This is a genomic window from Halomonas sp. SIMBA_159 (assembly GCF_046536035.1).
GTDB classification, from domain to species: Bacteria; Pseudomonadota; Gammaproteobacteria; order Pseudomonadales; family Halomonadaceae; genus Vreelandella; species Vreelandella venusta_A.
This window is the reverse complement of sequence record NZ_JAWJBT010000029.1, coordinates 26,782-39,333: the sequence shown is the minus strand read 5'-3', so window position 1 is coordinate 39,333 and position 12,552 is coordinate 26,782. Positions and strand designations below refer to the sequence as shown.

The 12,552-nt window shown below is 56.2% G+C and carries 13 protein-coding genes; 5 read left to right on the top strand and 8 right to left on the bottom strand.

Translation table 11 applies throughout. From position 1 onward, the window contains the following. Positions 1-176 precede the first annotated feature (176 nt). Positions 177-491, bottom strand: a complete 315-nt coding sequence (locus R0J87_RS16740; RefSeq protein ID WP_498887598.1) for an AzlD family protein — start codon at positions 489-491, stop codon at positions 177-179. After that, positions 488-1,210: an AzlC family ABC transporter permease gene (locus tag R0J87_RS16735; RefSeq protein ID WP_498887596.1), complete on the bottom strand. Its 723-nt coding sequence runs from the start codon at positions 1,208-1,210 to the stop codon at positions 488-490. Before R0J87_RS16735 ends, R0J87_RS16740 begins: the two co-directional genes overlap by 4 nt. Before the next feature lie 174 nt (positions 1,211-1,384). Here R0J87_RS16735 and R0J87_RS16730 point away from each other — a divergent pair, with 174 nt between their 5' ends. Genes R0J87_RS16730 through R0J87_RS16710 form a run of 5 tightly spaced genes read left to right on the top strand, consistent with a single transcriptional unit; the run spans position 1,385 to position 6,285 of the window. Continuing rightward, positions 1,385-2,521: a C4-dicarboxylate TRAP transporter substrate-binding protein gene (locus tag R0J87_RS16730; protein WP_498887595.1), complete on the top strand. Its 1,137-nt coding sequence runs from the start codon at positions 1,385-1,387 to the stop codon at positions 2,519-2,521. 56 nt (positions 2,522-2,577) lie between these two features. Next, entirely contained in the window at positions 2,578-3,207 is a 630-nt protein-coding gene (locus R0J87_RS16725; RefSeq protein WP_138801454.1) for a TetR/AcrR family transcriptional regulator, read from the top strand. Beyond that, positions 3,204-3,704 (top strand): TRAP transporter small permease subunit, encoded by a 501-nt coding sequence (locus tag R0J87_RS16720; RefSeq protein ID WP_498887593.1) that lies wholly within the window; start codon positions 3,204-3,206, stop codon positions 3,702-3,704. The genes R0J87_RS16725 and R0J87_RS16720 overlap by 4 nt, the downstream gene beginning before the upstream one ends. Positions 3,705-3,714: 10 nt before the next feature. Then, positions 3,715-5,022: a TRAP transporter large permease gene (locus R0J87_RS16715; RefSeq protein ID WP_498887591.1), complete on the top strand. Its 1,308-nt coding sequence runs from the start codon at positions 3,715-3,717 to the stop codon at positions 5,020-5,022. Between the two features lie 36 nt (positions 5,023-5,058). Beyond that, positions 5,059-6,285 (top strand): metal-dependent hydrolase family protein, encoded by a 1,227-nt coding sequence (locus R0J87_RS16710; protein ID WP_498887589.1) that lies wholly within the window; start codon positions 5,059-5,061, stop codon positions 6,283-6,285. Positions 6,286-6,445: 160 nt separating this feature from the next. Here the strand turns inward: R0J87_RS16710 and cdd are convergent, their stop codons facing one another. From cdd to R0J87_RS16680, 6 genes are all read right to left on the bottom strand, one after another. Then, entirely contained in the window at positions 6,446-6,853 is a 408-nt protein-coding gene (cdd, locus tag R0J87_RS16705) for a cytidine deaminase (RefSeq protein WP_044629006.1), read from the bottom strand. Between the two features lie 37 nt (positions 6,854-6,890). Then, entirely contained in the window at positions 6,891-7,616 is a 726-nt protein-coding gene (gene deoD / locus R0J87_RS16700; RefSeq protein ID WP_253504079.1) for a purine-nucleoside phosphorylase, read from the bottom strand. 159 nt (positions 7,617-7,775) lie between these two features. Further along, a complete protein-coding gene (locus R0J87_RS16695; protein ID WP_498887587.1) occupies positions 7,776-9,020 on the bottom strand; it encodes a phosphopentomutase in 1,245 nt (414 codons plus the stop codon). Continuing rightward, on the bottom strand, positions 9,020-10,372 hold the full coding sequence (gene deoA / locus R0J87_RS16690) for a thymidine phosphorylase (RefSeq protein ID WP_498887586.1): 1,353 nt from the start codon (positions 10,370-10,372) through the stop codon (positions 9,020-9,022). Before deoA ends, R0J87_RS16695 begins: the two co-directional genes overlap by 1 nt. Continuing rightward, positions 10,373-11,179, bottom strand: coding sequence for a deoxyribose-phosphate aldolase (gene deoC / locus R0J87_RS16685; RefSeq protein WP_498887584.1), 807 nt, complete (start codon positions 11,177-11,179; stop codon positions 10,373-10,375). 83 nt (positions 11,180-11,262) lie between these two features. Next, on the bottom strand, positions 11,263-12,546 hold the full coding sequence (locus R0J87_RS16680) for a NupC/NupG family nucleoside CNT transporter (RefSeq protein ID WP_404345028.1): 1,284 nt from the start codon (positions 12,544-12,546) through the stop codon (positions 11,263-11,265). Positions 12,547-12,552: the final 6 nt, after the last annotated feature.

Below are 12,552 nucleotides of genomic sequence, written 5' to 3'. Positions count from 1 at the left end.
CCGGCACAAGTGTTCCTGGGAGAGTATTCAGGAGCGCTGGAAACCGCGGGTGCTGCGCTTAATGTTTGAATTCAGGGATTGAGTCATAGACTTATAAGTTGATGTTTTAAAATGTCTTTTTTTAATTAACCGTATAACTTTTTAAGGTTTAATGGCAGCGGTATTAACAATGTGTTTTATACTGGAAACCACCAACGCCACCCAGCAGCGCAGAACATACCTAGTGCAATCGAAACCAGTGGACTTCTTAGTATGATTGCCACTGTTCCTGCGGCAATAGCTGCAATACGCACGCCACCGTCGCCATGCACTATGATCGGCGTAATAACGGCAATCAGCACTGAACTAGACATTGCATCAATGAATCTCCGAACCCGTGGGCCTAGAGGCACGCGCGCCATTATGAGTAGCCCAAGTACTCTGGAGCCATAAGCAATGACGACCATTAATATGATGGCTATCAAAGACTCCCATACGGGCGAAAAATTCATACAGTGCTCTTCCTGAACCAGCGTCCTGGTAACAAGACCGCCACCATGCCACCGATGATAGCGCCCACCATCACATGCAGGTAAGGCGGCAACCACCAGTACGCCATTAATGCACTTGCCGCTGCAGCCAGCCAGGGTAGAGCCATTGCTGCTTTGGGGTTGCCACCGACAACAATCATAAGCAGAAAGCACAGCATAATTACATCAAGGCCAAAGCGTTCAGGCTGGGCAATTCCTCCACCAAAGGCTAGCCCTATTGCTGTCCCCATGACCCAGGCCCCCCATAGCGCTATCCCTCCACCTAGAAGAATACCTAGGTTTCGCTCACCACGCTGATACTCTTTCAGTGCCATCGCCCAGTTTGAGTCGGTCAGCAGAATCACCATTGCGAATTGTTGGCTCCTAGGTAATGACCGGAGCCAGGGATAGAGCGCTGCGCTCATTAGCATATGCCGAGTATGGATCGCGAGTGTGACCGCCGCCAAAGCAAGTAGTGGTAAAGGCGGATGCCACATCTCCAGGGCGGCAAATTGCGATGGCGCTGCGAATACAAATAGACTCATTAACATCGCTTCCCAACCCGCTAGACCTTGGTGCACTGCGGCAACTCCAAACGCTAATCCAAAAGCGACCGTAAAAACTGCTAAAGGCAGCATCATACGAATCCCTCTCAAGGTGCCTGCTGTATCAAGTCGAGTGGGATTTTCCTTTAGTTTCATTGCTTAATCGTTCTCCGCAAAAATAGCTATGTCAAAAACAAACAGGCCTGCTTGTTTTTTTATTATTTGAAGTCTAGATTGAATTATGTGCACGCGCCACATCCGGTGACGTGTCAACAATACAAAGCGGTACAACAGAAAAAAACAGCCGTTTAAATCGGCCTGGGAAACTATATGAACTTCACTCGTAATACGCTGACACTCGCCGTTGGAGCGCTGGTCTTGCCAATTGTTGCTTCTTCGGCTCATGCAGCAACTTCCTTTATTGCCAATTCATTCTACGATCAGCAACATCCCCACTCCCGTTACGGTTACATCGAGTGGGCAGAAATGGTCAAGGAACTCTCGAACGGCGAACTGCAGCCCGAGGTTTATACTGGCACCGTACTGCTGGCACCCCGGGCTAACCTGCAGGGTATCCAGGATAACGTGGTTCAGGTTGCTCATCATGCAGCTATCTATACGCCTTCTGAAATGCCGGTTGCGAATGCCGTTCAGGAGTTAGGGTTTAACTATGATGACCCGCTGATTGGCATACTGGCAGTGACAGACTTCAGCCTTAACAATCCCACCCAGCTAGCTGAGTGGGAAGAGCTGGATATTGTCTACCTGGGTGCCTATAACACGCCTTCCTATGTGCTGTTCTGCCGCGAGCCAGTCCGCAATTTAGAAGAGCTGCGCGGTAAGCGTATTCGTACCGCAGGTTCTACTGTTTCTGCCTGGGTCGAGCAAGCCGGTGGAACGCCCGTCAATGTGCCTTCCAGTGAGATGTACAGCGGCCTCGATCGTGGCTCGCTGGACTGCGCCTCTAATGCAGCTAATGACTTGATTGACCGCTCATTGTGGGAGGTTGCCGAGCACACGACGCTGTTGCCGACCGGTATGTATTGGTCTGGCCCTCAGTGGGGTTTCAACGCGGGCTTTTGGGCTAGCCTCAGCGATGAAGAGCGCGATGTCTTCAAAGAAGCGACTGCCAAGGCAATGACACGCATGATTGTCCAGTATCTGGGCGCTTCTGAAGCCGCACTGGAAGAAGCCGCTTCTCAAGGCAACAACATCTACGAGCCCGAAGATGATCTGATGGCTTCCGTGGAGGCTTTCCGCGATGAGGCCTTGGCCAATGTCTACGATAAGGCCCGCGATGAGTACGGCGTTGAAGACCCAGAGGCGCTGATTGATGATTTTATCGCGACCTACGAAAAGTGGGATGCCTTAATCAGCGAGGTTGATCGCGAGGACGAAGAGGCACTGGCCGAACTGGCCATGGAAGAGATCTACAATAAGCTTCCTGCTGACTACGGAATCTATTAACGCTGCAACATTGAGGCCGCCGCATTGAGGCGGCCTAGGCCAAATAAGGGTTCGCTATGACGAAGCGACAGAATCAAGAAGAACGCTCACGCCAAACCCAGGCTCGGGTGACGCAAGCGACTATCGAATGCATTCTCGAGAAGGGCATTCGTGCCACTTCAACGGTAGATGTTGCACGTCTGGCGGGCGTTTCCCGTGGCGCTTTAGTTCACCATTACCCCTCTAAGACATTATTGATGCAGGCGGCGCTTGAGGACTTGCTTAGTCGCGAAGTGGAAAGCGTAAGGGAGATGGCCGTAAAGGTTAAAGCGGGTGAGCTTAACTTTGACAGCCTGCTTAAAGCGCTGCATGAGCACTTCAAGGGTGACCTTTATATGGTGACTCTCGAATACCTCACTAATGCGCGAACCGACCCCGATATCATGAAAGTGCTGATACCGCTGGCAGCAAAGTTCAATGACTCTTTGGAGCAGATTTGGGAGCAGTTAGTCGCCAGTTCCAAGCACACTTCACATCAGAATCGCGTCGCCCTGAACGCCACCTTGTGCATGATGCGAGGTATGGGGGCGCAAAGCATTTGGCGTGATGACCCTGAACTCTACCGCGATATGCTGCTGTTCTGGAAAGAGACGCTTCTGGAGCTGGGTTTTTCTGCCTCAGATGCGAAGAGGAGTGAGCCTGTATGATCGCCAGACACGTGGAGTCGTTGAGCCAGTGGATCGCCAAAAGTGCCATGGTGCTGGCGGCACTGTTTCTGGTGCTTATGGCACTGCATGTCTCACTCGATGTTGGGCTGCGCTACTTATTCGGAAAGTCGTTTACAGGCACCTTGGAGTTTGTCTCTTTTTACTACATGGTCGCCGTCGTCTTTCTGCCGCTCGCCTATGTCGAACTTCAGCGCGAACACATCAGCGTGGATGTGCTGGTGGGAAGGCTTCCGCCCAGCGCCCAACTGGTACTTTACTTGTTTGCCAGCACCCTTGGTCTCCTCTATTTCGGCATGCTCTGTTACCAGAGCTATCTAGATGCATTACGTGCTACGGCTCGAATGGAAACGGCCATGGCCAATTTCACCTTCTATTTATGGCCCAGTCGCTGGGCGTTACCGGTTGGCTTCGCGGCTATGTGCCTGGCCATCCTCGCCAATATGATTAAGGCGCTGCAACAACGCCAAGCCCTGTAGGAGTTTCCTAATGAGTAATATCGAGATAGGTGTGGCAGGCATTGCCATCGCCTTGTCCCTTATCGCCCTGCGCGTGCCAATTGGCGTTGCACTAGGCTTGGTGTCGATCATCGGCATTGGTGAAATGACCAGCATGCGCGTGGCCTGGGGCATGATTTCGGCCACTCCGTTCGACTTCGCGGGCACCTGGGAGCTGACCGCTGCGCCTATGTTTCTGTTCATGGGCTATTTGTGTACCAGCACTAATATGACCCAAGGCCTGTTTCATGCTATGCGGCTTTATCTGGCACGCTTGCCAGGCGGCCTGGCTGTTTCTAGTGTCATGGCCTCTGCCTTCTTTGCCGCCGCCTCCGGCTCTAGCGTCGCAACATCGGCGGCCATGTCGCGTATTGCCGTGCCCGAAATGCTCAAGCATAACTACGACAAGGGTTTGGCAACCGGTACCGTCGCCGCATCAGGAACACTTGGCTCGTTGATTCCCCCCAGCGTGCTGCTGGTGCTCTATGGTGTTTACGCCCAGGTGTCGGTGGGCCAGCTGTTTATGGCGGGATTCATTCCCGGTGTGCTTTCTGCATTGCTTTATATCGGCATGATTATTGTGCGCACCAAGCTAAATCCCAGCCTGGCGGGCAACACCGATGTACGCTCTAGCTGGGACGAGAAGTGGGAGGCCTTTAAAAATATATGGCCGTTGCCGCTGCTGATTGGCTCAGTCCTTGGAGGGATTTTTCTGGGTGTTTTTTCACCTACTGAAGCGGGGGCAGTGGGTACCTCAATTGCCGCTCTGATTGCCTTGGCACGTCGCACACTAACTTTTTCAGCCATTCGGGAAGCGCTGATTCGCACGGCGGTAAGCACGGCAAGCATCTTTATTATTCTTATCGGGTCGCTGTTTTTTACCCGTTTCTTAGCTATGAGTGGCGTACCCGCTGCTTTCTCCGAAATAATTCTCGGCGTCAGTACTGAGACTTGGTGGATTATTCTCGCTGTGGCAGTGATCTATCTTGTGTTGGGTATGTTTATCGATTCCATTGGCTTACTACTACTCACTCTGCCGTTAATTCTGCCCCTAGTAGAAGGCGCAGACCTCAACTTGATCTGGTTCGGCATCATCGTCGTCAAGCTGCTTGAAGTGGGGCTGGTTACCCCGCCTATCGGGCTCAATGTTTATGTCATTAAAGGTGCCCTGGGTAATAGCGTCACTCTGTCTGAAGTCTTTAAGGGCGTCGCCTGGTTCATCGTCATGGATATTGTTGCCCTGCTGTTGATTGTGCTTATCCCGGCACTTTCGCTCTACCTCCCTCAAAAAATGTTTTAACGCTACTCTCACATGGAAAATCCACAAGGAATACTCATGACAACAACACGTTTTATTAATGCCAACGTTATTGATACTCGCAACGGAAAGGTACTCGCCAACCAGCAGGTGCGCATTCAGGATGGCCGGGTAGTCGATGTGAGCGATTCGCCGCTAGAGGACAGTGATGATCACGTCATCGATATTCAGGGCCACTTCCTGATGCCCGGCTTGGTTGATTCGCATGTCCACGTCACGGCAATCACCCCCAATTTTGCATTGCTTGAGACGCTCTCGCCTTTCTATGTCGGTGCCAAATCAAGCGAGCTGCTGGAAGCTATGTTGATGCGCGGATTCACGACCGTGCGTGACGCTGGCGGTGCAGATTACGGGCTAGCCAAGGCTGTCGATGAAGGCGCTCTGGTCGGTCCGCGTATCATGTACGCAGGGAATGCACTCTCCCAGACCGGCGGTCACGCCGATATGCGTGGCCCAGGTCAGCAAACCTTTGAAGGCTGCTTCTGCTGCGCTGGTTTAGGTCGTGTTTGCGATGGTGTAAGTGAAGTACGCCGGGCCGCTAGGGACGAGATTAGAAAAGGGGCCACCCAGATCAAAATTATGGCGTCTGGTGGCGTCTCTTCACCTACCGACCGTATCGACAGTACTCAGTTTTCGCTTGAGGAAATTGATGCCATCGTGGAAGAAGCCACCGCCGCCAATATTCACACCATGGCCCATGCTTATACGGCGCGCGCTATCAACCGGCTTATCCCGCGAGGTGTTAAGACCATTGAGCATGGCAACCTAATGGACGAGGAGAGCTGTCGTCTATTTCTTGAGTACGATGCTTATCTTACGCCTACTCTTTGCACTTATGATGCCTTGGCGAAAGAGGGAGTAGAAGCTGGCATGGCAGAGCATCTTCAGCGGAAAGTTTATGATGTCCTCGATGCTGGCGGAAAAGCTTTGGAAATGGCGCAGCGCTATGGTGTGAAGATGCTATATGGCTCTGATCTGCTTGGCCGGATGCAGCGCCATCAGCTTAATGAATTTAATTTGCGCAAAGACGTGGTTCCAACGGATGAGTTGATTCGTGCAGCAACTAGCCATGCTGCTGATGCTTATGGCCATACCGGTGATTTCGGAGAAATCATTCCAGGCGCGAGAGGAGATGTCATAGTACTCAAAGATAACCCTCTCGAAGATATTACTGTGCTTACGGATCCAGATTCTCAGCTCTTATTAATTATGAAAGATGGAGCTGTCTATAAAAACCAGCTTTAGTAGGGAGGATGTTAAAAAGATTAGTTTGTTGATAAGGAGGTTGTTGATTTGAGAAGCGATGCTCCGATAGTCTAATCTACGCTCTAATTTTAATATCAAAATATATTAGTACCAAATAAACGGGCAACTATTTGCCCGTTTATTTACAGGTGCTTACGCATCACCGTCCCGGCAGTTGCTCCGGCCCAAAAGCATCGGGCAGCAGGCTGTCCATGGTGTAGGTTTTTAGCACTTCACCCTGCTTGGAGAGCACCATGATTTGCGTGCTGGGGGTGGCGAACTCGCGGATGCGCTGGCGGCAGTCGCCGCAGGGCGTGCAGAGATGCTCGCCGGGGCCCATCACGTAGACCTTGGCTAGCTCGCGCTGGCCAGCGGTAATCATGGCAGAGATGGCCGAGGCTTCGGCGCATAGCCCTTTGTAGTGGGCCACTTCTACGTTGCTACCCGCAAACTGCTGACCGTCTGGGCACTCCATCACCGCCGCCACTGGGTGGTTGGAGTAGGGCGCGTAGGCGTTGCCCAGGGTGGTCAGCAGCGTGTCTACCAATGCCTGATCCGCTTGGCTCATGGCGTTATCCTCTCAGTGGGCGCTTGATTCCAAGCGGTTAAGCGTTGGCAGCGTCGTCGCGCAGGACGGTGTCGAGCGCAATCACCATCATGTCATTGAAGGTGGTTTGACGGTCGGCGCTGGAGAGCGAGTCGCCTTTCAGAATGTGGTCAGACACGGTGCAGATGGTCAGTGCGCGGGCACCGAACTCGGCTGCCACGCCGTACAGGCCAGCGGCTTCCATCTCAACGCCGACGATGCCGTAGCGCTTCATCAGCTCAGCCATATCGGTTTGCGGGTTGTAGAACAGGTCCGCTGAGAAGATGTTGCCGACTTTGACCGGCACGTTCTGCGCTTTGGCGGCGGCGACGGCGTGGCTGGTCAGCTCAAAATCGGCGATGGCAGCGAAGTCGTGGTCGTTGAAGCGCATGCGGTTCACTTTGGAATCGGTGCAGGCACCCATACCAATCACCACGTCGCGCACGTTGACATCGTCGCGTACCGCGCCGCAGGAGCCGACGCGAATGATCGACTTGACGCCGTAATCGGTAATCAGCTCTTTGGCGTAAATGGAGACGGAAGGAATACCCATACCGTGGCCCATTACGGAAATCTCGCGGCCTTTGTAGGTGCCGGTGTAGCCGAACATACTGCGCACGTCGTTTACTTGGCGCACGTTCTCCAGATAGGTATCCGCGATGTACTTGGCGCGCAGCGGGTCGCCGGGCATCAGTACGGTATCGGCGAAATCGCCCTTTTCGGCATTGATATGTGGGGTAGCCATGAGACACTCCTCTGCAAAAATTAGTAGCCAGAACAACCCTAGGCGGGGGCGCTGTAAACCCTTCCCTGGGCGCTACTTTCGCCATCCCTGGCGAAAGACCCCCGCTACGGGTTGATTCTGGCTGTGCACATTAGCGTGCAAATAATGGGTGATCGGCCTTTATGCCGCGTTAGGTAAAAAGCTCTCGCCATCGGCCATGGCATCTACGGCGAAGAACGCCGCGAGGGTTTGGCCAATGTCGGCGAAGGTGCCGCGCTCGCCCAGCGCGCCGGGGGCGAAGCCTGCGCCGCGTACCATGATCGGCACGTATTCGCGGGTGTGCTCGGTGCCTTCCCAGCTGGGGTCGCAGCCGTGGTCGGCGGTGAGCAGCAGCAGGTCGTCGTCGTTGAGGGCGGCCAACAGCTCCGGCAGGCGGGCATCGAAGTGCTCCAGCGCAGCGGCGTAGCCCGGCACGTCCCGGCGGTGGCCATAGACCGAATCGAAATCCACGAAGTTGGTCATGATCATGGTCGGGCGGTCGCTGGTCTCGTTGGCGGTGCGCGCCACTTCCGCCAGGGTGGCTTCCATCAGCGCGTCGTGGCCGCTGGCTTTGACCTTGTGGGTAATGCCGCAGTGGGCGTAGATGTCGGCGATCTTGCCAATCGACACCACTTCACCACCGGCGTCGGCGAGCTTTTGCAGCACGGTGGGGCTGGGCGGCTCAACGCTGTAGTCGCGGCGATTGCCGGTGCGGGCAAAGCTTTCGCGGTCGTCGCCGATAAACGGGCGGGCGATCACGCGGCCAATGTTGTAGGGCTCCAGCAGCTCGCGCACGGTTTCGCACAGTGCGTAGAGGCGCTCCAGGCCAAAGTGCTCTTCGTGGGCCGCAATCTGGAACACGGAGTCTGCGGAGGTATACACAATCGGTTTGCCGGTGGCGATATGCTCTTCGCCCAGGCGGGCAATAATCTCGGTGCCCGAGGCGTGGCAGTTGCCGATCACGCCCGTTAAATCCGCTTCCTGAACAATGGCATCCAGCAGTTCCAGGGGGAAACTGTTGGTTTTGTCGAGAAAGTAGCCCCAGTCAAAGCGCACCGGCACACCGGCAATTTCCCAGTGGCCGGAGGGAGTGTCTTTACCACTGGAGATCTCTTTGGCGTGGGCATAAGCGCCTTTCAACTGCTCGGGCAGGCTGACGCCTTCCGCCACGCTACCGGTGGCATCCCGGTGGGCGTGGAATAAGCCTAGCGCGGCCATATTGGGGAGCTTCAACGGACCGGAACGCTCGGCGGTATCCGCTTCGCCACGGGCGCAGGCGGCGGCGATGTGGCCTAGGGTGTCGGCACCCTGGTCGCCAAAGGTCGCGGCGTCCGGCGCGCTACCGATTCCAAAAGAGTCGAGTACTAAAACAACGGCACGGCGCATTAGGCTTCTCCTCGGAAGGTCTCTTGCAGCAGTGTGTCGGCGGCGGCTTCAGCGTCACCGATGGTGACCGCCGCACGTAGCTGGGCGGCGGCGCGGGCGGCGGCTTCTTCGGTGCGGGCGTGAACGATGGCCAGCGGGCGCTGGCTATCCACACGGTCGCCGATTTCGACGATATCGCTAAAGCCGACGCTGTGGTCGACGCTGGCGTCGTTACGCAGGCGGCCGCCGCCCAGTTCTACAACGCTCATGCCCACGGCGCGGGTATCGAAGCGCTGTACGATGCCACTCTGTTCGGGGTACACCGCTTGAATCACCGGGGCGGTGGCCAGGTAGCTGTCCGAGCGCTCCATAAAGTCGGCGGGGCCGCCCAGTTCGCGCACCATGCGGGCGAAGACTTCCGCCGCCGCGCCAGAGGTGAGCGCTTTATCCAGCTTGGTGAGGGCTTCTTCGCGGTTGGCGACGAGTTTGCCCGCAATCAGCATCTCAACGGCGAGTTCACGAGTGACCTGCATCACGCGGCTGTTGGCACGCTCGCCGCGCAGCAGCGCCAGGGTTTCGACGATCTCTACCGCGTTACCGGCACACGGGGCCAGCGGTTGGCTCATATCGGTGAGCAAGGCAGTGGTGGGCGTGCCCGCTTGGGTGGCTACGTTGGCGATACTTTTTGCCAGCTCGCGGGATTTTTCCGGTGTGGGCATGAACGCGCCGCTGCCGACCTTAACGTCCATGACCAGGGCGTCCAGGCCAGAGGCCAGCTTTTTACCCAGGATGGAGGCGGTAATCAGTGGAATGGATTCCACGGTGGCGGTGACATCACGCACGCCGTAGATGCGTTTATCCGCCGGGGCGAGGTTGCCGGTTTGACCGATGATTGCCACGCCGGTGGATTTTACGACATCGCTGAAGCGCTCGGGCGCGGGGTAGGGGTCGTAGCCGGGGATTGATTCCAGCTTATCCAGCGTGCCGCCGGTGTGGCCCAGGCCTCGGCCAGAAATCATCGGCACAAACGCGCCGCAGGCGGCGACCCAGGGGCCTAACACCAGCGATACCAAGTCACCCACGCCGCCGGTGGAGTGTTTGTCCACAATGGGGCCGGGCAGGTTGAGCGAATCCCACTGCATCACGTGACCGGAGTCCCGCGTGGCGGTAGTCAGCGCCACGACTTCTTCTCGGCTCATGCCGTTTAAAAACACCGACATGGTGAAGGCGCCAATCTGCGCGTCGCTGATGCGGTCGTCGGCGATGCCCTGTACGAAGGCTTTGATCTCTTCAGCGGGCAGCGGCTGGCCGTCGCGCTTCAGGCGAATCAGTTCTTGGGGGAGCAGGGCGTGGTGAGAAGCGTTAGACGGCATTTAGTAGCCTCCATTCGTCACGGCATCAGCATTGCCGTTTAGCGTGTTCAATAAGTTATTCAGCAGGCTGGATGCACCGAACCGGAAGTGTTCAGGCGTCACCCACTGCGGGCCCATAATGTCAGCGGCCAGCGCGAGGTACTCGGCGGCGTCTTCGGCGCTGCGTACGCCACCTGCGGCTTTGAAGCCAACGTCTTTGCCGCTGGCTTTAATCGCCTTGAGCATAATCTCGGCGGCTTCCAGAGTAGCGTTCACCGGCACTTTGCCAGTGGAGGTCTTGATGAAGTCCGCGCCACCTTCAATGGCCAGCTCGCTAGCGCGTTGGATAAGCGCAGGCTCTTTGAGTTCGCCAGATTCAATAATGACTTTTAGCTGGGCTTGTCCGCCGCAGGCGGCTTTACACATTTCTACCAGCTCGCGGCCGGTCTCTTCGTCGCCTGCCATCAGCGCGCGGTAGGGGAACACCACGTCGACTTCATGGGCGCCAGACGCCACGGCTTCGCGGGTTTCACGGGCAGCGCCCATGATGTCGTCGCCGCCGTGGGGGAAGTTAGTCACGGTAGCGATTTTGACTTGGCCATCCAGCTTGTGGGCGCTGAGCGCGCGGGCAGCGGTGACAATAAACTGCGGATAAACGCAAACCGCCGCCGGGTTGCCGAACGGCGTCTTCACCTGCTGGCACAGCGATTCAATGTCGCTGTCGGTGTCGCTGTCGTTCAGGCTGGTCAAATCCATGAGGGCCAGCGCTTGGCGAGCGGCTTGAATCAGTTGGGCTTGAGTGAGCTGGGGGGAGGCAGTCGCGTTCATGAAATTCTCGCAAATCAATAAAAGACAAAACGGGCACTGCGAAAACATAGCAGCGCCCGTTGCATGGTGTCGTACTCGCTGCGTTAAGCCGTAAGGTTGCCCAGCGCAATAAAGAAGCCAGCAATGGATGCCGACATCAAGTTAGAGAGTGTACCGGCCAATACGGCTTTCACACCGAAGCGGGCAATCTCTTTGCGACGCGTGGGCGCAATGCTACCCAGACCGCCCAGCAGAATCGCAATGGACGACAGGTTGGCAAAGCCACACAGCGCAAAGGAGAGAATCGCCATGGTGTGCGGGGTCATCAGTTGACCCGTCGCCGCCACCACCTGTTCCCCATCGATATAGGGAGCGAGGTTGATATAGGCCACGAACTCGTTGACCACCAGCTTCTGGCCGATGAACGAACCCGCCAGCGTCGCTTCTGCCCACGGTACGCCCAGCAGGAATGCCAGCGGTGCAAACAGCCAGCCGAGAATCAGCTCAAGGCTCAGCGATTCAAAGCCAAACCAGCCGCCAACGCCGCCTAAAATGCCGTTAACCAGCGCGATTAAACCGATAAACGCGAGCAGCATTGCACCCACGTTGGCCGCCAGCATTAGGCCAGAAGTCGCACCGGAGGCCGCTGCATCCAGCACGTTGGTGGGCTTGTCGTCCTGCTCTTTCAGCTCTTCATCAACCTTGGAAACGCTGTCGCTGTCTTCAGCGTCTTGGGTTTCCGGCATGATCAGTTTGGCGAACAGCAGGCCGCCCGGTGCTGCCATGAAGGAAGCCGCCACCAGATACTCCATCGGAATACCCAGCGCCGCGTAGCCTGCCAGAACGGAACCGGCTACCGATGCTAAGCCGCCACACATCACCGCAAATAGCTGCGAAGGCGTCATGCGGGCAATAAACGGACGCACCACCAGCGGTGCTTCGGTTTGGCCCACAAAGATGTTCGCGGTGGCGGAGAGCGATTCGGTACGCGAGGTGCCCAGTGCTTTTTGCAGCGCGCCACCCAGAATCCGAATGACCCACTGCATGATGCCCAGGTAGTAGAGCACGGCAATCAGCGACGAGAAGAAGATGATGACCGGCAGTACTTTGATGGCAAACACAAAGCCGACGTTTTCAACATCGGCCAAGCCGCCAAACAAGAAGCCGATACCGTCGTTGGCAAACACCAATACCTGGCTAACACCGGCGGAAATGGCTTGCAGCACCGCTTGGCCAAACGGCACGTAAAGCACAAATGCACCGATACCGGCCTGGATGGCAAAAGCGCCCAGCACGGTGCGCAGCCGAATTGACTTGCGGTCGTAAGAGAAGATCAGGGCGATGGCCACCAGGGTGACCATACCGACCAAGCTCATGATGAGGGTCATGGGAGT